Raw genomic sequence first — 18,120 nt, 5'->3', positions numbered from 1 at the left:
TTCCTGTATCAGAAACATCCATCAGCGTCACCGATCAAGGAGTTGAGCACCATGCAGACCTTCGACACCCCGTCCCCCGTCACCACCGTCGTCGACGTGCCCGCCGGGCGCCTCCGGTTCATCGCCACCGAGCGCACGGACGTTTGCGTGGACATCCGCCCCGTCGACGCCACGAAGGCGCGCGACGTGAAAGCGGCGGAGCGCACCACCGCGGCGTTCGCCGCCGGAACGCTCACCATCGGCACGACCGAGACGTCTGCCGCGTTCGGGCCGAGCGGCTCCGTCGAGGTGACGATCCAGCTGCCCGCCGGCTCCAGCGTGCGAGCGACCGGAAGCGCGGAATTGCGCGGGGCCGGGAGCCTCGGTGACGTCGTCGTCGAGGGATCGGTCGGACCGATCGCGCTCGACGAAGCGGAGTCCGTCCGCCTCAGCGCCCTCGACGGCGCAATCGCCGTCGGTCGCCTCACCGGCCCCGCCGAGATCTCCACCGCGCGCGGCGACATCCGGATCGCCGAGGCGCGGCGGGGCGACGTGGTCGTCATCACCCAGCTCGGCGACGTCTCCGTCGGCGTCCCGGCGGGCACCACCGCCGTCCTCGACGCCGGCACCCCTCACGGCCGCATCAGCAACGCCCTGCGGAACACCGATGGATCGGCGACCGTGCGGATCCGCACCACCACCGCGTCCGGCGACATCGACGCCCACACCCTCTGACCGCGCATCCCACCAGAACTCGGGAGAACATCATGACGAACCGCAGCACGACTTCCACCCATGCAGCCTGGACCGGCATGGTGCCGGTCGACGACACAGCCCTCGCCACCACCGACACCGGCGGCTCGGGCACGCCCATCGTCTATCTGAACGGCCAGTTCGCCACGCAGGGCTACTGGCGCCGGGTGATCGCCGACCTCGGCCCCACCTGGCGGCACATCACGTACGACGAGCGCGCCCGCGGCCGGAAATCGGGCCGCTCGGCCGACTACTCGTTCGCGGCCGCCGTGCGCGATGTCGATGCTGTGCTCGCGGCGCGCGGTGTCGACCGCGCCGTGGTGGTGGGCTGGTCGTACGGCGCCTACGTCGCGGCGCACTGGGCCAACCTCAACCCCGCACGCACGATCGGCGCTGTGCTGGTCGACGGCGCGCAGCCCTACGACTGGCTGGACGACGCGATGGAGGCCCGCATTCGGACGCTCTTCCGGCGGATGGGGTGGTTTACGCCGCTCCTGCGACCCACCGGACTCACGCCCCGGATGAGCGCCGCCCAGCAGGCCGAGAGCAACATCGAGCTCGGCCGTCTCGGCAGCACCGGCGAGCTGGGCCCGGTGCTCGACGGCATCGTGGTGCCCACCCGGCACGTCGTCGCCTCCGGCACATCGCTCGGCAGCCGCGGCGACGAGCAGGAGGTCATCCGCGCCGGCCTCGCCGACGTGATCGCCCGCAACCCCAATATCGCGATCAGCGCGAAGGTGCCGAGCAACCACGGCGCGATCCTCCGCAAGGATCACGCGGCGGTCGCCGCCGCCGTCCGCGAGGTCGCCGCCCTGGGCGCCGACCGCTGACCGCTGACCATCGGCCCGGATCGGTGTACTGATGGTGCGGACGATGGAGGCAGCAATGGCACAGTTCGCGATCACCGGCGGCAACGGACGCATCGGCCGTTCGATCATCCCGCGCCTGATCGGCCACGGCCACCAGGTCCGCTCGATCGACATCACCGAGGCTCCGGACGACGCCACGTGGGAGCACGTCCAGGCGTCGATCGCCGATAGGGACGCGCTCGCGAAAGCGGTGAAAGGCGCCGGCACCCTGATCCATCTCGCCGGAGTCGCCTCGGAACGGCCGTGGAACGAGATCGTCGAGGAGAACATCGACGGCACCCGCAACGCGCTCCAGGCCGCGTACGTCGCCGGGGTGCCCCGGGTGATGCTGGCGAGCTCGATCCACGCGGTCGGTCGGGCCCCGGCCTCCTCCGCACGGGAGTCCCGCATCCTCCCTCCACGACCCGACACCTACTACGGCGTGAGCAAGGTCGCGATGGAGGCGCTCGGCAGCCTGTACGCCGACCAGTTCGGGATGGCCGTGGTGTCGGCCAGGATCTGCACCTTCGCCGAGCATCCCGAGGCGTCGCGCTCGCTGGCGACCTGGCTCTCGCCGGGCGACGCGACGCGTCTCGTGGAGGCCGTGGCGACGCTCACGGAGCCGGGCCACCGGATCGTGTGGGGCGTCTCCGCGAACCGTCCCGCCTGGTTCCCCCTGGAAGAGGGCGAGGCGATCGGCTACTTCCCGCAGGACGACGCGGTCGCGATCGCGGAGCGCAGTGGTGCCGCCATCGACCTGCCCGACCCCGAGCAACCGCTGGGCGCGCCGTTCGGCGACGAGCGGCATCCCGTCGGGCTGCGGTGGTAGCGGGATCCACAACGCAACCGAGTCGCGGTATTCCACCGTTAAGCAGGGGTCCGGGTACGTCTTCCGACGGCGTGCGCCTACGGAATCCCGGTGCACCGACTACTGAGCGGCCGGAGGCACTACCGATATGCATGTAATGCCAGCGCACACTGGAATCCGATCCCACCCGATCAGGATCTCCCCACCCGAACCGCATCCGTTGCAGCTGCACCCGGCGTCCTAGCGCCGGGGCGGCGCCCGCTCCGTCGCGTCGGCACTCGAGGGATCTCCAACGCACCCGACTCCAGACGAAGCGAGGTTTCCCCATGTATCAGGCCGGACCAATCGGCGGCGGGCTGACCGTCGGCGGCGTTCTCGCCGCCACCGGCAGCGGTTCGATGATGACCGTCATCGGCGTCACCATCGTCACCCTCTTCCTCCTCCTCGGCGGACTTCTGCTCCTCCGCGCGGCGACTCTTCGCCGTCGCGAGAAGGCCGGCAGCGCGTCCCTGGCGGGGGTGCGTCACACGGCAGGAGGCCGTCATGTCGGCTGACCTCACCACCGCGATCCCCCTTCCCCGCCCCCTCACCCGTCGTCGCGCTCGTCCCGGCATACCGCTCCGCCGGATCGTCGCATGGCTGACCGCCATCGCACTGGTCACGACCGGCGTGCTGCTGATGCTCAACGAGGGTGTGGTGCGCGACGTCGAAGCCCACATGCTCGTGACGATCGCCAACGACCTGTTCGGGTCCGACGCCGTTCTCGCCCGTAAGGACGGCAACCCGGGCGTCGCCTTCCCCGCCGGCGCCGATTGGGTTCTCGTCGTCATCACGATCCAGTGCGCGGTCGCGCTCTACCTCGGCCCCATCGCCTTCCTCGCCGGTGTGCTCGCCCTTCGACGGGGCGTGCGCCTCCACCGGGTCCTGCTCTCCGCGGCAGCGGGGATCACCGGGATGATGCTCCTCAATCTGCTCCGCCTCGGCCTGCTGATCTTCGCCTGGAGCACCTGGGGCATCGAAGCATTCCGCTGGGTCCACGGGCCCGTCGGCACGGTCCTGATGCTCGTCGGGATGGCCGCCGCGCTCATCCTGATGACCATCGTCGCCTTCAAGCGGCCCGCATCCGACGGTCGCCGCCCGGCCAAGGGCCGCCGCTCCGCCCAGGCCTGAAGCCGGGCGCATCCTTCTCTCCCCAGGAGCCGCCCGTTTCGGACCACCCGCCGAAGGCTCAACAGCAACGCCGATACCCACCCGTTAGGGGTAGACCATGGTCCCGATCTTCGCCGTCGCCGCCTCCGTCGTCATCTGCATCTCGTTCGCCTACCTCTGGCGGCGGCGTTGCGTATCTGGACTAACGGGTGGTCCATGCGCTTGAGAGGTCGGCCGCCCCTCCCTTGGGCGGCCGGCCTCTCCACTCCCGAAACCCAACACCCGCCACCCGCCACCCGCACCTCCCGGCCCGATCCGTGCCCGACGGCCGACGCGCAGACCCGACACCCGTCCCTCCCGCGCACCCGACTGAGAGGAACCCTCATGCCCGCCACTCCCCACGGCATCGCCATCGTCCTCGGCACCCGCCCCGAGATGGTCAAACTCGCCGGGATCATCCACGAGCTCGGCCCCGAGAGCCGCGTGATCCACACCGGCCAGCACTACGACCAGGCCCTCTCCGGGTCGGTCTGGGAGGCCCTCGGTCTCCCGGAGCCCGAAGCGGTCCTCTCCGTGGGCGGCAGCGGCCGTGCAGCGCAGATCGCGTCGACGCTGAAGCAGCTCGACACGATCTTCAGCGCCCGGCCTCCGAAGGCCGTCGTCGTCCAGGGCGACACCAATGCGACACTCGCCGGTGCCCTCGCCGCGAACGCGCTGGGCATCCCGCTGGTGCACGTCGAAGCGGGGCTCCGCAGCTTCGATCGCGCCATGCCCGAGGAGCACAACCGGGTGATGGTCGACCACATCGCCGACCTCCTCTGCGCGCCGACCGCGGTGAACGTCGAGAACCTGCGCGCCGAGCAGATCCCGGCCGAGCGCATCGTGCTCACCGGCAACACGGTCGTCGAGGCGGTCCAGGCGCAGCGGCTGCCCCGCCAAGCGGCTGCCGCTGTGCTCGCCGGCCTGCGGCTCTCCGTCGACGGCTACGTGCTGGCGACCATCCACCGGCCCGAGAACACGGACGATCGAGACGCGCTGTCGACGATCCTGTCGGAGCTCGGCTCCGTGACCCTTCCGGTCGTCCTGCCGCTCCACCCGCGCACCCGCGCCCGCATCCACGCATTCGGGCTCGACCCGTTGCTCGAGGGCCTGCGCATCATCGAGCCCGTGACTCCCCCGGACTTCCTCGCACTGGCGTCCTCTGCTGCCGTGCTGGTCTCCGACTCCGGCGGGGTGCAGGAGGAGTGCAGCGTGATCAAGCGCCCGCTGCTGGTGATCCGTGCGTCCACCGAGCGCCCCGAAGTGATGGGCTCGTTCGCCGATCGCGTGCTGCCGGGGCCCCAGATCTCTGAGATCGTCGAGCGCTGGATCGGCGATCTCGACACTCTCCACGCAGAGCTGGAGCGCCTCCCGAGCCCGTACGGTGACGGCACCGCCTCCGTGCGCGTCGCGCGGGAGATCCGGACCCTCGTCGGCAGCCCGCACGCGGAGCGTCGGGCCGCCTGAGCCCGCGGGTCAGCCGCCCGTCGCGTGCCGGCCCTTCCCGGTCGCCGGATCGATGAAGGACGCTCGACGCGGCGGCGGCCCCTGGCGCCGGTGCAGGACGATCGCGCAGCAGCACCCGCCCGCGGCCGCCGCCAGGCCCGCTCCCGCGGTGAGCACGACGCCGCCTCCCGCTTCTCCCGCTTCGGGAAGCACCAGGGCTCCGATCACGACCAGTGTCAGAGCCGCGAGGCAGAAGAGCCCCACCGCGCTGAATGCCACTCCGACGGCGCCGACGAAGAGTCGCTGAACGCGGGTCATCCGGCCGTCCTCCACGGGGTCTCGGCGTCGTCCGTGCTGCGGCAGGATGAGCCGAGGCGAGGTTCGTGATCGTGACGTTCGCCGCACAGGCAGCCGACCCGGATCGGTTCGCCCGACAACTGGCTTGTGAAGATCTCGGCGTGCACGGCCATCTCCTTCGACGCTCGGAATCCGCGCGCGGGCACGCGGGATGCGCCGATGTTAGAGCGCGCGAGAACGCCGAGAGGTAGGCCGCCTCCGGATTTCAGTAGTGCCGACCGGGCTGTTGGGTAGGCAACGCCAGCATTTGGCCCGAATGTCGCGTTTCGCGTCGCCTAACGCGACATTTGGGCCGAATGTGAGGCCAGAGTACGCGTGAGCAGGGCGGCGGCAGCGGCGACCATCGCAACGCGCGGAGCGACCCCGGCAGAGGCATCCGCCCAGCCGAACTTCACTCCTGCCCACTCGAGCGGGCCGGCAGCCGCCACTGCGGCGTCGAGACGATCCGCGGTGAGGAGCGACGCGGGCTCGCCGAAGGGGAACCCGGGCGCCGGGACCATCGGGTGGTGCGCGTCGACCCATGCCGGGCCGAACGGAGTGGTCTGGTCGGCAGCGCCCGAAAGCATGAGCCCGCGGAGGCGACCGGAGGACGCGATCGCCGCGATCTGAGCTGCGACGGCATCCCCGTCGCGCAGCTCGATCGCCGAGCGTCCCCAGTTGACGCTCATCCCGAACCGATCGGGTAGTCCGTCGAGGGCGGCGAGCTCGTCGGCGACGGCGAGGAAGCCCTTCTCGGGCGCCCTGCCCGGCACGAACGTGTCGCAGTGCTCGACCACGAGGGCCGCATCGTCACCGACGCCGCTCGCTGCGAGGGACTCCAGCGACTCGCGCAATGCGCTGATCGCCGCCTGCTCGGCCGCGGGATCGACGGAGGCGACGGGCGCGCTGTGCAGCTCGACCGCGACCACCGCGCGGCGCCCGCACGCGTCGTTGAGGCGCTCCGCAGCCTCCAACATCCGGGTCGCCTCGGCGACGGCGGCAGCACGGCCGTCGGCGTCGGGCGAGGCCAGACCGAACCGCGGGTCCCGCCCGAGCCGGCGCATCGTGCCGGGGATCCCGGTCAACACGGCGTCGAACCGACGCGGGAACCGGCGCAGCAGCCATGCGTCGTCGTGCGGGTGGAGGCCGTCGATCCAGGGCAGCTCCAGCCCCCGCACCGTGGTGAGCGCGGTGAGGCCGTCGAAGTACTCCTCCTCGGCGTCCGGTGCCCATCGCGCGTGCGCGGGAGACGCCGCATAGGCCCCGATGAGGACGCTCATCGGGCGACGGCGTCCGCGAACCACCGGGTGATGGTGGCCGGATGGGTGATCGCGGTGCCGACGACGACGGAGTAGGCGCCTGCGTCGATCGCGGCTCGTGCCTGCTCCGGGGTGTGGATGCGGCCTTCGGCGATCACCGGGACCTCCACCGCGGCGGCGATCTCGGCCACCAGGTCCAGGTCGGGCCCGTCGAGCTTCGGCCGCTCGGACGTGTAGCCGGCGAGCGTCGTCCCCACGCAGTCCGCGCCGGCTTCGACAGCGGCGACCGCATCGGCGAGCGATCCGGTGTCCGCCATGACGAGCGTGCCCGTCTCGTCCTTCAGCCGGCGGATGGTCTCGGCCAGATCGAGCCCGTCCGGCCGCGGCCGTCGGGTGCCGTCGAGCGCGACGATGTCCGCTCCCGCGGCGGAGACCGCGACGGCGTGCCGCAGCGTGGGGGTGATGAAGACGCCGTCGTGCCCGTCCTTCCAGAGGCCGATCAGGGGCAGGTCCACCCGGTCGCGGATGAGGGCGATGTCGCCGAGCCCCTGGGCGCGGATGCCGACCGCATGGCCGGCCAGCGCCGACGCGGCGATCTGCGCCATCGTCTCCGGGCTGCGCATCGGCTCGCCCGGGTACGCCTGACAGGAGACGACGAGGCCGCCGTGGAGGGCCGCGAGCGGAACCGGGACGGGGAGAGTGTGAGAGGTCATGCGCGTGCTCCGGTCGGAGAGGAATGGAGAGGGTCGGATGAGGGAGGGGCAGCGGCCACCGCGGCGTCGAAGGCCAGGGCTCCGGCACCGGCGAGGGCCGCAACCGTGCCGAGGGCGGCGGGCACGACCGGGCGGTCGCGGACGAGGTCGATCGCCTCGGCCGCGACGCCGTCGCGGAGCGGGCCCCACCAGAGCTCGGACGTCTGGGAGAGACCGCCGCCGACCACGACGACGTCGGGGTCGAGGGCGTTGAGGAGGCCGCCGATCGCGCGGCCGAGCGCTCGTCCCGCGGTCGCGACCACGGAGAGCGCCAACGGGTCGCCTGCCTCAGCGAGGGCGAAGACCGCTCGCGCGTCGGGCACGGGCGCCGTGCCGCCGCGGCGGAGATAGGCGGCGTGGATCGCGGGCCCGGCGGCGATGGTCTCGACGTGGCCCTGCCGGCCGCAGGTGCAGTGCAGTCCCTGGGCCTCCACCGCGGGCAGGTGACCGAAGTGGCCGGCGGCGCTTGACGCACCCACGAGCGGAACGCCGCCGACGATGAGGGCTCCGCCGACGCCCGTGCCGGCGGCGACGAGCAGCACGCTCGACCGCGCGCGACCGGCTCCGAAGCGGGCCTCGCCGAGAGCGTGGGCGCGCACGTCGTTGTCGACCGCGACGGGGAGACCGAGTGCGGTCTCCGCCTCCGCTCCGATCCTCGTTCCCGCCCATCCGGGCAGGGTGTCCGTCGCGGAGAGGACGGTGCGCGTGCGCGGGTCGACGACCCCCGCCGCACCGATGCCGACGCCGACGAGTGGGGCGTCCCCCGCGAGCGCTTCGGGAGCGGCGGCGATGACCTCGGCCGCGAGGCCGATGACCGTGGCGAGCACCGCCTCCGGCCCCGCGGCCGCGGGAGTGGGCACCTCCCGTCGAAGAAGCACCGAGCCGTCCGCGGCGACCAGACCGGCCGCCGTCTTCGTGCCGCCGAGGTCGACACCGACGGCGTACCCGATCGGCCCGAGATTCATCGGACCAGGAGCCCCGACTCCTCGACGATCGCCCGGATGCGCTCCACGGTCTCGCCCTCGAGCGCGGGCACGGGGTGGGCCATCCGGTTGCTCTCGATCACACCGAGCGTCTGGAGGGCGGTCTTGAAGGCGCCCAGCCCGGCCGCCTCCCCGCTCACCCCCTGTGCCTGGAACACGATCTCGAACAGGGAGGCCAGACCGTCCTGGATGCGCTTGGCCTCGGCCCAGTCCCCGGCGCGCGCGGCGGCCACGAGCCGCACGTACGAGGCGGGGTCGACGTTGCCGAGGCCCGGCACGACGCCGTCCGCACCGGCGAGCAGGGCGCCGTCGACGACGATCTCATGCCCGGTGAAGAGTACCAGCGGGCTGCCCGCAGCACGGTTCGCCGCGACCAGCCGGCGGAAGCCGACGTCGTCGCCGCTGGAGTCCTTCACGCCGGCGAGCACGCCCTCGACGCCGAGGCGCACGAGCAGTTCGTGGCCGAGCTTGACGTGCACACGGACGGGCACGTCGTAGGCGAACAGCGGAAGGGCCGTCGACGCGGCCACGGTGCGGAAGTGCGCCTCGATCTCCTCGAGGCTGGGGCGGACGTAGAAGGGGACGGTCGCGACCACGGCGTCCACCCCGGCGAACTCGGCCAGACGGACCTGCTCGACGACGCGGGAGGTGGACATGTCGTTGACACCGGCGAGCACGGGCACGCGACCGGCGGCGATGCGCACGGCCTCACGCAGCACCTCGCTGCGCACGGCGTCGGTCAGGAAACCGACCTCGCCCGAGGATCCGAGGACGAACAGCCCGTCGACTCCCGCCGCGATCTGCGACTCGATCAGGCGCTCGAACGAGGCCACGTCGAGCGCGCCGTCCGGCGCGAACGGGGTGACGAGCGGCGGGACGACGCCGGCGAAACGGGAAGTGCTCACAATTCTCTCCAATGGTGGTGCGTGATGGCAGTGCAGGTGGTGCGGTGCCGGCCGGCGGGTCAGGCGCCGGCCGGCCGTTCAGAGCAGCGTCGGCGCGGCGCCGAGCAGCGTGCGCGTGTAGTCGTCGGACGGGTGGTCGAAGACCTCGGCGGCCGTCCCCTCTTCGACGATCCGGCCGTAGTACATGACGACGATGCGGTCGGAGACGTACCGGACGGTCTGGATGTCGTGCGAGATGAAGACCATCGCGAGGTTCAGCTGCTGCTTGAGGTCGCCGAGCAGGTTGAGGATCTGCGCGCGCACGGAGACGTCGAGGGCGCTGGTCGGCTCGTCGGCGACGATGAGGTCCGGCTCCAGGGCCAGCGCCCGCGCGATCGCGACGCGCTGCCGCTGGCCTCCCGAGACATGGCTCGGCAGCACCTCGGCCGCCGAGCGCGGCAGCCCGACCAGGTCGAGCAGCTCGAGGATGCGCCGCTCGCGCTGAGGGCCCGTGCCGATCCCGTGCACGTCGAGCGGGTCGCGCAGGATGTCGTGGATGCTCAACCGGGCGTTGAGGGCGGTCGACGGGTCCTGGAACACGATCGACACGGCGCGGCCGAGCTGCCGGCGGGTGGCGCGATCGCGGCTGAGGACGCTGCGTCCCTGGTAGAGCACGTCGCCTTCGGTCGGCTGCTGCAGCCCGACGATCACCCGCGCCAGCGTCGACTTGCCGCATCCCGACTCGCCGACGATGCCGATGGTCTCGCCGCGCCGGATGGAGAGGCTCACGTCGTTGACGGCGTGCACCTTGTCCGGACGGAACAGCTTCCCGGTGCGGGCGGTGTGGACGACATGGACGTGGTCCAGGGTGAGGATGTCGTCTCCAGTCATGAGGCCGCTCCCTTCTGTGCGAACGTCTCAGCGAGCACGGACGGCTCGGCCATGGCGACGTAGTGGTCGCTCGTCCCGTCGACGAGTCGCAGCTCGGGCCTCACGTCGCGGCCGACGCCGGGGCGCTCGACCGATCGCGAGGCGAACCGGTCGCCCGTCGCGAACTCGCGCGGAGTCGGCACCGTGCCGGGGATCTGGTGGAGGCGGGACGCGCCCGACTCGATCGACAGCACCGAGCCGAGGAGCCCGCGGGTGTACTCGTGCTGCGGGTTGCGCAGCAGCTCGACGGTGGGGGCGCTCTCGACCACCTGACCGGCGTACATGACCGTGATCCGGTGGGCGACCTCCGCCACGAGGGCGAGGTCGTGGCTGACGAACACCAGAGCGAAGCCCAGCTGGGCGCGCAGGTCGTTGAGCAGGTCGATGATCTGTGCCTGCACGGTGACGTCCAGTGCCGTCGTCGGCTCGTCCGCGACCACCAGCTTCGGGCTGCGGGTCAGGGCCATGGCGATCAGCACGCGCTGGCGCTGCCCTCCCGAGAGCTCGTGCGGGTAGCTCTTGAGCGTGCGCTTCGGGTCGAGCCCGACGAGCTCGAGGAGTTCCTCGGCCGAGCGTGTGCCGCCGCGCTTGAGCAGCTGGTTGAGCTGGGCGCGGATGAGCATCGACGGGTTCAGGGAGCTGAGCGCGTCCTGGTAGACCATCGACATCTCGTGGCCGCGGAGGGTGTTGCGCTGCTTCTCCGTCATCGCGAGGAGGTCGCGGCCCTCGAAGAGGACGCGGCCGGTGACCTCGGCGTTGGCGGGCAGCAGGCCCATGATCGCGAGGCTGGAAAGGCTCTTCCCCGACCCGGACTCGCCCACGAGCGCCATGGTCTCGCCCGGCCGGACGGCGAATCCGAGCCGGTCGACGACGGCGACGTCTCCGTGCCGCTCGGGGAAGCGGATGGAGAGGTCCTCCACCTGCAGGAGGGGCGGCACGTCCGCGTCGAAGACGAGCCGGTCGGTGCGCCGCGCCTCCACCTCGCCGAGACGCTGCAGGTGCTGCGCCAGGGCGGGGTCGGGCCGGCGGTCGACCATCGGGTCGGCGTCGGCAAGCGCTTCGAACTCCTCCTCCTGCGCACCGGCGGCGTCCAGCGGCTCCGCGGCGGCGAGGGAGGCGGTGCCGGCGTCGTTCGGCAGCTCCTCCGGGGCCACGGCGCGCTTGCGGACGCTCGGCCGCACCATGGCGTCCGTCAGTCCCTCGGCGAGCACGTTGAGCGCCAGCACCGTGATCAGGATGAGCAGGCCGGGGAAGAGCGTCGCCCACCAGCCGCCCGCGAGGAGCAGGTTCTTGCCGCTGGAGATCACGTTGCCCCAGGACGGCGCGGGCTCCTGCACGCCCGCCCCGATGAAGGAGAGGCTGGCCTCGAAGACGATGGCGTCGGCGACCAGGATCGTCGCGAAGACGAGGATGGGCGCGGCGCAGTTGCGGAAGACGTGCTTGAGCAGGATGTACGCGGTCTTCGCGCCGAGCACCCGCTCCGCTGCCACGTAGTCCTCGCCGAACTGGCTGAGCACGTTCGCCCGCACGATGCGCGCCAACTGGGGCACGTAGAGGAAGGCGATGATGGCGATGAGCACGGGGAGGCTCTTGCCGAACACGGCGACGAAGACGATCGCGAGCGCGATGCCGGGGAACGACATGATCACGTCGAGCACGCGCATGATGCCCTCGTTGACCCAGCGGTGCGCGGTCGCGGCGATGGCGCCGATCGTGCCGCCGACGATGAGGGCGAGGGCGGTGGCGCCCACGCCGATCGCCAGCGACGAGCGCGCACCGTAGACGAGACGCGAGAAGATGTCGCGGCCGCTGCGGTCCGTCCCGAACCAGTTGTCGAGCGACGGCGGTTGGGCCGGGATGCCCGACTTCAGAGGGTCGTGCGGCGCGACGAGCGGCGCGAACACGGCCGCCAGGACGACGATCACGAAGAAGACCAGCGCGATCTTGGAGGAGATCGGGAGCGCCCGGAAGCGCAGTCCCGGAGCGGAGAGCCGCTCGGCGAGGGTGCGTCTCATCGTTACACCGTCCTGATTCTGGGGTTGACGACCAGGTAGAGCAGATCGACGATCGTGTTCACGATCACGAAGGTGAGCGCGATCGTGATGGTGACGCCCTGGACGAGGTTCGTGTCGCCCGCGGTCACGCCGCCGAGGATGAGCTGTCCCATCCCGGGCAGATCGAAGATGACCTCGATGACGATGGCGCCGCCGAGGAGGTAGCCGACGCGCAGCCCGAGCACGGTGATCGGGGTGATGAGCGCGTTGCGGAAGACGTTGCGGCCGATCACGACCGTGCGCGGCAGGCCGCTCCCGATGGCGGTGCGCACGTAGTCGCGGTCGAGCTCCTCGACCATGGACGTACGGACGACGCGGGTGAGGGAGGCCGCGACCGGGACGGCGAGCGCCACGGCGGGGAGGAACATCGACTGCAGCCACCCGGTGAACGAGTCCTGCGGCGACGTGTATCCACCGGTCGGGAAGATCGGCCAGGTGAGGGCGAACTGCTGTATGAGCAGGATGGCCAGCCAGAACGACGGCACCGCGATGCCCGCGATCGAGACGACGCGGATCACCTGGTCGGGCCACCGGTCGCGGTAGAGCGCGGCGACGACGCCGAGGATCGCGGCGACGACCACCGCGATGATCAGGCCGAGGAAGGTCAACTGCAGAGTGAGGGGGAAGGCGGTCGCGATGAGGCTGCCGACCGGCTGTGCCGGCGGGACCGTGTTGCCGAGGTTGCCCTGGAACAGGTGACCGAGGAAGCCGAGGTAGCGGACGATCAGGGGGTCGTTGTAGCCGTTGTCCTGGCGCCACGCCGCCTTCGCCGCGTCGCTCGCGCTCTCGCCGAGGGCGTTCGTCGCCGGGTCGGTGGGGGCGAGCTGCAGGACGAGGAAGACCAGCAGAGTGATGCCGAGGATCATGAACGGCAGCGCGATGAGGCGGCGGCCGGCGAGGCGCACGAGTTGGGCCATGCGGTGCTCCTAAGGGGACGGATCGGGAGGCGGGGCCGGCTCGTGGCCGGCCCCGCCCGTGGGCGCTACTTCGTCGGGCCGACGCCGAGGAACGACAGGCCGGTCATCGAGATCGGCTTGAAGTCGCTGAGCGCATCCGGGTTCCACGCCGTGGGCAGCTTGCGGTGCAGCAGGGGGTAGAGCGGCACCTCGTCGGAGACCAGGTCGTAGATCTGGCCCCACGTGGCGAGCTGCTTCTTGCGGTCCGTCTCCTGGGCGCCCTGGTCGAGGAGGGACTGGAGCTTCTCGAAGTCGGCGCCGGAGTTCCACCGGTAGCGCTTCTGCGACCAGAGGTTGTCCCCGTAGAACCAGCGCAGCAGCAGGTCCGCGTCGTTGCCGAAGACCGACGGGTCGCCGGGGGCGATCATGACCTCGAACTGGTTGTTGTCGACCTTCTTGTACTGCCCGGCCGACTGGCTGATGTCGAGGGTGGTCGCGATGCCGGCGGCGTCGAGGTCCTCCTTGATCAGCGGGGCGACATCCTTCACCCAGCCGGTGTCGGTGGTGAGAAGGGTGATCGACAGGTTCGAGACACCGGCCTCCTTGAGGAGCGCCTTCGCCTTGGCCGCGTCGTGCTTGTAGACCGTCTTGGCCTTGACGTAGTCGGGGTGGGTCTTCTGCACGTAGCTGGAGGCGGCCTCGGCGTTGCCGAGCATGCCGTTCGCGATGAGCTTGTCGATGTCGATCGCGTAGAAGAAGGCCTGTCGCACCCGCTTGTCGTCGAACGGCTTCATCGACGTGTTGAACATCATGAAGAGGAGGCCGAAGGACTGCACAGACTCGGTCTTCACGACGCGGGAGAGCCCGTCGATGTTGAGGTACGGGACGTCCTCGATGGCGTTCACGCGCTTGGACTGCATCGCGCTGACGCGAGCCGACGGGTCGGCGAGCAGGTTCCAGGTCATGCCGGCGGCGAGAGCCGGGCGCGAGCCGTTGTAGGCGTCGAACCGCTCGAAGGTGAGCTTGTCGTTCGCGGTGGCCGCGGTGATCTTGTAGGGGCCGGTGCCGGTCGGGAGGGCGTCGAACGCTTTCGGGTCGGCCTGCACGACGGCCTTCGGCACGATCTTGACGACGGAGATGCGCTCGGCGAAGAGGGAGAACGGGTAGGCCGTCTTGAACTGGACGGTCGAGTCGTCGACCGTGGTGACGCTGTCGGCGGTGAGGAAGGGCAGGAAGCCGGCGTAGAGGGAGGCGTTGGCCGGGTCGAGCACCCGCTGGAAGGAGAAGAGGACGTCGTCCACCGTCACGCTGCTGCCGTCGTGGAAGGTGGCGCCCTTGCGCAGGGAGACCGTGTAGGTGGTGTCGTCGACCTGCTTCGGGAGGGCCGAACCGAGCGCCGCGTAGGCCTTGCGGGTGACCGGGTCGAGCTCGACGAGGCCCTCGAGGGTGTGCCAGTTCGCCGCCATCGTGAGAGCGCCGGTGGTGGTCATCGGGTCGAACCCGGTGCCGAGGGCGTACGACATCCCGGCCGTGATCGTGCCGTTCTTGTCGACGGCGCCGGTCGCACCCGAGGTGGCGGCCTTGCCGGTGGTGCTGGGAGGGCCGCTGCACGCGGCGAGAGCTGCAACGATCCCGGCGGCGCCGGTGGCGGCGAGGAACGTCCGCCGGCTCGCCTCCTTGTGGAGCGATTCTTTCAACATTGAAGTGCCTCTCGTGATGTCGGACGTCTGATGTCCTACTTGGGTATAGTGAACGTAATGCACGTCCCGCGGAAAGGTCAAGTCGACGATGGCGCCTGAGCCCACACCCTCCGGAATGTTCTCCTCTGCGCCCAGTCAACGCCGCACGTCGGTGACGGACCAGATCAAGGACTACATCCTCATCCACCGTCTCAAGCCGGGCGAACTGCTCCCGACGGAGGCCGAACTCTGCGCCGAGCTCGGGGTGAGCCGTTCCAGCGTACGTGAGGCGATGCGTACCCTCGCCGCCCTCGACATCGTCGAGGTGCGCCACGGGTACGGCACCTACGTGGGCCAGCTGTCTCTCGCCCCGCTGGTGGAGGGACTCGTCTTCCGCGGCGTGCTCCGGCCGGAGGACGACTTCGCCGCGCTGCGCGAGGTGGTGGAGGTGCGCGAAGCCCTCGACCTCGCCATGGCCGAGCAGATCTGCGCCGCCATGGTCGGCACCAGCAACCCCCGCCTCCACGAGCTCGTCGAGACCATGGAGGAGAAGAGCGGCCTCGGCGAACCCTTCGCCGAAGAGGACCGCGCCTTCCACTCGGAGCTGCTCGCCCACCTCGACAACGCGCTCGTCGGCCAGCTGGTCACCGCGTTCTGGGAGGTCAACACCGTCGTGTACCCGCGTCTCGGGCTCCCGCCCGCGACCGACCTCGACGAGACCGCCCGGGCGCACGGGGACATGCTGCGCGCTGCCGAAGCCGGGGATGTCGCCGCCTTCCGTGAGGCCGTCGTGACCCACTACATCCCGCTGCGACGCGGTCTCGGGTCCGCGTCCTGACCTGATGCCCGACGGATCCCGGTAGCGTGGGCGGCATGAACGCATCCCTCGACTCCCTGAAGGACGAACTCGCCCGCCGCGGCCTCATCCCGTCTCCCGAGATCGAGGACTCCTTCGTCTATGGGCCGGTCCGGTTCGCTGCGATCGACGGTGACGTGATGGTCAACGTCGATCCAGAGATCGAGGATCGCGGTTCGCTCGAGGCCGACCCCCTCGCTGACCGGGTCGAGCACTTCCTGAGCCTGTCCTCGACCGCATGGCGCGAGATCCTCGAGGCGGCAGTATCGGAGATCGAGGAGTCCGTCGGACCCGCTTCCGTCGCCGAGGAGGCGGACCTGCGCGACGACCTCGCCCTGAAGTCGGTCGTGGTGTTCGTCGACGCGGTGCTGCTCTCCTTCGACGCGCCGCGGCAGTTCCCGGACAGCGTGATCCGCGTGCTCCTCGACGAGCACCTCGCTTACGACGACGTCGAGATCGACGAGCGCGACGATGACGACGTCGAGACGCTCACGTTCGGGAGCCTCGACGAGCTCCTCGATCACCTGTCGACCGATCGTCCCGAGGGCTGATGCCCGGCGCCGATCTCACCGCCGATCCCGTCGTCACGTCGTTCTCGCACGCGGGCGCGACGCTCGTGGCAGAAGAGAGAGGTGCCGGCCGGACCGTCTTCCTGCTCCTCCACGGCATCGGGATGGGCAGGAAGGTGTTCGACGGCCTGGCCGAGATCCTCGCCGGTCGGGGGCGGGTCATCGCCGTGGACCTGCCGGGATACGGTTCGGCTCCCGAACCGGAGCGCACCCTGACGATGGAGCGCACCGCCGACCTCGTGGCGGCGTTCGTCCGCGGCGCGCGGCTCGGACCTGTCGTCGTCATCGGTCACTCGATGGGGACGCAGGTGGCGTCCGAGCTGGCCGCGCGACATCCGGCGCTGGTCGAACTGCTGATCCTGGTCGCGCCCACGGTCGACCGGCGGGCCCGCCGCCTGGGGCCGCAGCTGGGGCGGCTCATCCGCGACCTCGCGGGTGAGAACCCGCTCGTGCTCTACCGCGGCGGGCGCGAGTACCTGCGGGCGGGACCGAACCTGCGCGGCAAGACGCACGCGATGCTGAGCCACCGCCCCGAGCTCGCATACCCCAGGATCGCGGCGCCGACCCTGGTCCTGCGCGGAGCGGACGACCACGTGTGCCCGCCCCGGTGGTGCCGGTTCGTGGTGGACAGCATCCCGGACGCGCGGTACTCCGAGGTGCCGGGCCACCGGCACGAGACGATGATCCGCGATCCGCGGGAGGCCGCACGGCGGATCGCCGGCTTTGTGGAGCGGTTCGAAATGGGGACGCCGGCCTCCTGAGCCGTGGACGCCCGCGAGGGGTGCCCTGTCAGTACACGGCTCGTCAGGGACTCCCACGCGCGTTCGGGACGGGGTGGACTGGATGCACACCCCGAGAACAAAGGAGCGCAGCCGTGCGTGGAGTCATCATGAACGCCCCGGGCGAGGTCGTCGTCGCGGAGCGGCCCGACCCGGTGATCGTGGAGCCGACCGACGCGATCATCCGCCTGACGGCGACCTGCATCTGCGGGTCGGACCTCTGGCCGTACCGCGGCACCGAGCACGCCGACCACGCGCCGATGGGGCACGAGTACGTCGGGGTGGTCGAGGAGGTCGGAGCCGACGTCGCCACCGTGAAGCCCGGCGATTTCGTGGTCGGGTCGTTCGTCGCCTCCGACAACACCTGCGAGATCTGCCGCGCCGGGTACCAATCCCGGTGCGTGCACAACGTGATGATGGGCGGGATCGGCACCCAGGCCGAGAAGGCGCGCATCCCGCTGGCCGACGGCACCCTGGTGGCGACGCCCGGACAGCCCGACGCCGACCTCATCCCGTCGCTGCTGGCCGCCTCGGACGTGCTGGGGACGGGCTGGTTCGCCGCCGTCGCCGCCGAGGCCGGCCCGGGCAAGACCGTCGTCGTGGTGGGTGACGGGGCGGTCGGCCTCATGGGCGTCCTCGCCGCCAGGCAGCTCGGTGCCGAGCGCGTCATCGCGATGTCGCGACATGCGGATCGCCAGGCCCTCGCCCGCGAGTTCGGCGCGACCGACATCGTCGAGGAGCGCGGCGACGCGGGAGTGGCGAAGATCAAGGAGCTCACCGGCGGGCTCGGCGCCCACTCCGTGATCGAGGCCGTCGGCACCCAGGAGTCCCTGTTGCAGGCGATCCGTTCCACCCGCCCGGGCGGCCACGTCGGGTATGTCGGCGTCGCCCACGACGGCGTCGCCCTGCCCGCCGACGAGCTGTTCTTCGCCGAGGTGCACCTGCTCGGCGGCCCGGCACCCGTCCGGCGCTTCCTCCCCGACCTCATCCGGCTCATCTGGGACCGCGAGATCGACCCGGGCCGCGTCTTCGACCTGACGCTGCCCCTCGACCGCGCGGCCGAAGGGTACGACGCTATGGATCGACGGACCGCGACGAAAGTGCTCCTCACCTTCTGAGCC

Annotated in this window: 19 protein-coding genes; 10 read left to right on the top strand and 9 right to left on the bottom strand. The window is 70.9% G+C overall.

Annotation, left to right across the window (positions count from 1 at the left end):
- Positions 1 to 51 precede the first annotated feature (51 nt).
- From FHX33_RS15385 to wecB, 6 genes are all read left to right on the top strand, one after another.
- Entirely contained in the window at positions 52 to 714 is a 663-nt protein-coding gene (locus FHX33_RS15385) for a DUF4097 family beta strand repeat-containing protein (protein ID WP_021763257.1), read from the top strand.
- Positions 715 to 746: 32 nt separating this feature from the next.
- On the top strand, positions 747 to 1,562 hold the full coding sequence (locus FHX33_RS15380) for an alpha/beta fold hydrolase (protein WP_039922410.1): 816 nt from the start codon (positions 747 to 749) through the stop codon (positions 1,560 to 1,562).
- A 55-nt stretch (positions 1,563 to 1,617) separates the two neighbouring features.
- Positions 1,618 to 2,409 (top strand): NAD-dependent epimerase/dehydratase family protein, encoded by a 792-nt coding sequence (locus tag FHX33_RS15375; RefSeq protein ID WP_155829035.1) that lies wholly within the window; start codon positions 1,618 to 1,620, stop codon positions 2,407 to 2,409.
- Positions 2,410 to 2,714: 305 nt separating this feature from the next.
- Positions 2,715 to 2,942 carry a hypothetical protein gene (locus FHX33_RS15370; protein WP_021763260.1) on the top strand — a complete coding sequence of 76 codons (228 nt, stop codon included), beginning with the start codon at positions 2,715 to 2,717 and terminating at the stop codon, positions 2,940 to 2,942.
- Positions 2,932 to 3,558 carry an exosortase R gene (gene xrtR / locus FHX33_RS15365; RefSeq protein WP_021763261.1) on the top strand — a complete coding sequence of 209 codons (627 nt, stop codon included), beginning with the start codon at positions 2,932 to 2,934 and terminating at the stop codon, positions 3,556 to 3,558. The genes FHX33_RS15370 and xrtR overlap by 11 nt, the downstream gene beginning before the upstream one ends.
- A 363-nt stretch (positions 3,559 to 3,921) precedes the next feature.
- Positions 3,922 to 5,043, top strand: coding sequence for a non-hydrolyzing UDP-N-acetylglucosamine 2-epimerase (wecB, locus tag FHX33_RS15360; RefSeq protein WP_021763262.1), 1,122 nt, complete (start codon positions 3,922 to 3,924; stop codon positions 5,041 to 5,043).
- A 9-nt stretch (positions 5,044 to 5,052) separates the two neighbouring features.
- Here the strand turns inward: wecB and FHX33_RS15355 are convergent, their stop codons facing one another.
- From FHX33_RS15355 to FHX33_RS15315, 9 genes are all read right to left on the bottom strand, one after another.
- Positions 5,053 to 5,340: a hypothetical protein gene (locus FHX33_RS15355; protein WP_183428693.1), complete on the bottom strand. Its 288-nt coding sequence runs from the start codon at positions 5,338 to 5,340 to the stop codon at positions 5,053 to 5,055.
- Positions 5,341 to 5,654: 314 nt separating this feature from the next.
- Positions 5,655 to 6,638, bottom strand: a complete 984-nt coding sequence (locus FHX33_RS15350; RefSeq protein WP_183428692.1) for a DUF4862 family protein — start codon at positions 6,636 to 6,638, stop codon at positions 5,655 to 5,657.
- Complete coding sequence (locus FHX33_RS15345; protein WP_021765256.1) at positions 6,635 to 7,330, bottom strand: N-acetylmannosamine-6-phosphate 2-epimerase; 696 nt, start codon at positions 7,328 to 7,330, stop codon at positions 6,635 to 6,637. The genes FHX33_RS15350 and FHX33_RS15345 overlap by 4 nt, the downstream gene beginning before the upstream one ends.
- Positions 7,327 to 8,334 carry an ROK family protein gene (locus tag FHX33_RS15340; protein ID WP_183428691.1) on the bottom strand — a complete coding sequence of 336 codons (1,008 nt, stop codon included), beginning with the start codon at positions 8,332 to 8,334 and terminating at the stop codon, positions 7,327 to 7,329. The genes FHX33_RS15345 and FHX33_RS15340 overlap by 4 nt, the downstream gene beginning before the upstream one ends.
- Positions 8,331 to 9,257, bottom strand: a complete 927-nt coding sequence (locus tag FHX33_RS15335) for a dihydrodipicolinate synthase family protein (RefSeq protein WP_211235428.1) — start codon at positions 9,255 to 9,257, stop codon at positions 8,331 to 8,333. The genes FHX33_RS15340 and FHX33_RS15335 overlap by 4 nt, the downstream gene beginning before the upstream one ends.
- A gap of 78 nt (positions 9,258 to 9,335) precedes the next feature.
- Positions 9,336 to 10,127, bottom strand: coding sequence for an ATP-binding cassette domain-containing protein (locus FHX33_RS15330; protein WP_179700122.1), 792 nt, complete (start codon positions 10,125 to 10,127; stop codon positions 9,336 to 9,338).
- Entirely contained in the window at positions 10,124 to 12,181 is a 2,058-nt protein-coding gene (locus FHX33_RS15325; RefSeq protein ID WP_183428690.1) for a dipeptide/oligopeptide/nickel ABC transporter permease/ATP-binding protein, read from the bottom strand. Before FHX33_RS15325 ends, FHX33_RS15330 begins: the two co-directional genes overlap by 4 nt.
- Before the next feature lie 2 nt (positions 12,182 to 12,183).
- The gene (locus FHX33_RS15320; RefSeq protein ID WP_021758276.1) at positions 12,184 to 13,137 is read right to left on the bottom strand and encodes an ABC transporter permease; all 954 of its coding nucleotides are present in this window, start codon (positions 13,135 to 13,137) and stop codon (positions 12,184 to 12,186) included.
- Between the two features lie 65 nt (positions 13,138 to 13,202).
- Entirely contained in the window at positions 13,203 to 14,816 is a 1,614-nt protein-coding gene (locus FHX33_RS15315) for an ABC transporter substrate-binding protein (protein ID WP_021764210.1), read from the bottom strand.
- 151 nt (positions 14,817 to 14,967) lie between these two features.
- Here FHX33_RS15315 and FHX33_RS15310 point away from each other — a divergent pair, with 151 nt between their 5' ends.
- The 4 genes from FHX33_RS15310 (at position 14,968) to FHX33_RS15295 (ending at position 18,117) form a co-directional block, all read left to right on the top strand.
- Positions 14,968 to 15,633: a FadR/GntR family transcriptional regulator gene (locus FHX33_RS15310; protein ID WP_248616279.1), complete on the top strand. Its 666-nt coding sequence runs from the start codon at positions 14,968 to 14,970 to the stop codon at positions 15,631 to 15,633.
- A gap of 35 nt (positions 15,634 to 15,668) precedes the next feature.
- Positions 15,669 to 16,202 carry a hypothetical protein gene (locus FHX33_RS15305; protein ID WP_021764208.1) on the top strand — a complete coding sequence of 178 codons (534 nt, stop codon included), beginning with the start codon at positions 15,669 to 15,671 and terminating at the stop codon, positions 16,200 to 16,202.
- Positions 16,202 to 16,981 carry an alpha/beta fold hydrolase gene (locus FHX33_RS15300; protein WP_021764207.1) on the top strand — a complete coding sequence of 260 codons (780 nt, stop codon included), beginning with the start codon at positions 16,202 to 16,204 and terminating at the stop codon, positions 16,979 to 16,981. Before FHX33_RS15305 ends, FHX33_RS15300 begins: the two co-directional genes overlap by 1 nt.
- Before the next feature lie 113 nt (positions 16,982 to 17,094).
- Positions 17,095 to 18,117 (top strand): zinc-dependent alcohol dehydrogenase family protein, encoded by a 1,023-nt coding sequence (locus FHX33_RS15295; RefSeq protein ID WP_039923125.1) that lies wholly within the window; start codon positions 17,095 to 17,097, stop codon positions 18,115 to 18,117.
- Positions 18,118 to 18,120: the final 3 nt, after the last annotated feature.

The sequence above is a fragment of the Leifsonia aquatica genome (genome assembly GCF_014190775.1).
Taxonomy (GTDB): domain Bacteria; phylum Actinomycetota; class Actinomycetes; order Actinomycetales; family Microbacteriaceae; genus Leifsonia; species Leifsonia aquatica.
The sequence above is the reverse complement of the archived record's forward strand: the minus strand, read 5'-3'. Positions and strand labels throughout refer to the sequence as shown.

Excerpts from the sequence above, each read along its gene's own strand:
- xrtR (WP_021763261.1), top strand. The coding sequence starts at position 2,932 with ATGTCGGCTGACCTCACCACCGCGATCCCCCTTCCCCGCCCCCTCACC.
- FHX33_RS15325 (WP_183428690.1), bottom strand. The coding sequence starts at position 12,181 with ATGAGACGCACCCTCGCCGAGCGGCTCTCCGCTCCGGGACTGCGCTTC.
- FHX33_RS15375 (WP_155829035.1), top strand. The coding sequence starts at position 1,618 with ATGGCACAGTTCGCGATCACCGGCGGCAACGGACGCATCGGCCGTTCG.
- FHX33_RS15320 (WP_021758276.1), bottom strand. The coding sequence starts at position 13,137 with ATGGCCCAACTCGTGCGCCTCGCCGGCCGCCGCCTCATCGCGCTGCCG.
- FHX33_RS15315 (WP_021764210.1), bottom strand. The coding sequence starts at position 14,816 with ATGTTGAAAGAATCGCTCCACAAGGAGGCGAGCCGGCGGACGTTCCTC.
- FHX33_RS15370 (WP_021763260.1), top strand. The coding sequence starts at position 2,715 with ATGTATCAGGCCGGACCAATCGGCGGCGGGCTGACCGTCGGCGGCGTT.
- FHX33_RS15340 (WP_183428691.1), bottom strand. The coding sequence starts at position 8,334 with ATGAATCTCGGGCCGATCGGGTACGCCGTCGGTGTCGACCTCGGCGGC.
- wecB (WP_021763262.1), top strand. The coding sequence starts at position 3,922 with ATGCCCGCCACTCCCCACGGCATCGCCATCGTCCTCGGCACCCGCCCC.
- FHX33_RS15345 (WP_021765256.1), bottom strand. The coding sequence starts at position 7,330 with ATGACCTCTCACACTCTCCCCGTCCCGGTTCCGCTCGCGGCCCTCCAC.
- FHX33_RS15385 (WP_021763257.1), top strand. The coding sequence starts at position 52 with ATGCAGACCTTCGACACCCCGTCCCCCGTCACCACCGTCGTCGACGTG.
- FHX33_RS15380 (WP_039922410.1), top strand. The coding sequence starts at position 747 with ATGACGAACCGCAGCACGACTTCCACCCATGCAGCCTGGACCGGCATG.
- FHX33_RS15330 (WP_179700122.1), bottom strand. The coding sequence starts at position 10,127 with ATGACTGGAGACGACATCCTCACCCTGGACCACGTCCATGTCGTCCAC.
- FHX33_RS15300 (WP_021764207.1), top strand. The coding sequence starts at position 16,202 with ATGCCCGGCGCCGATCTCACCGCCGATCCCGTCGTCACGTCGTTCTCG.
- FHX33_RS15355 (WP_183428693.1), bottom strand. The coding sequence starts at position 5,340 with ATGACCCGCGTTCAGCGACTCTTCGTCGGCGCCGTCGGAGTGGCATTC.
- FHX33_RS15305 (WP_021764208.1), top strand. The coding sequence starts at position 15,669 with ATGAACGCATCCCTCGACTCCCTGAAGGACGAACTCGCCCGCCGCGGC.
- FHX33_RS15350 (WP_183428692.1), bottom strand. The coding sequence starts at position 6,638 with ATGAGCGTCCTCATCGGGGCCTATGCGGCGTCTCCCGCGCACGCGCGA.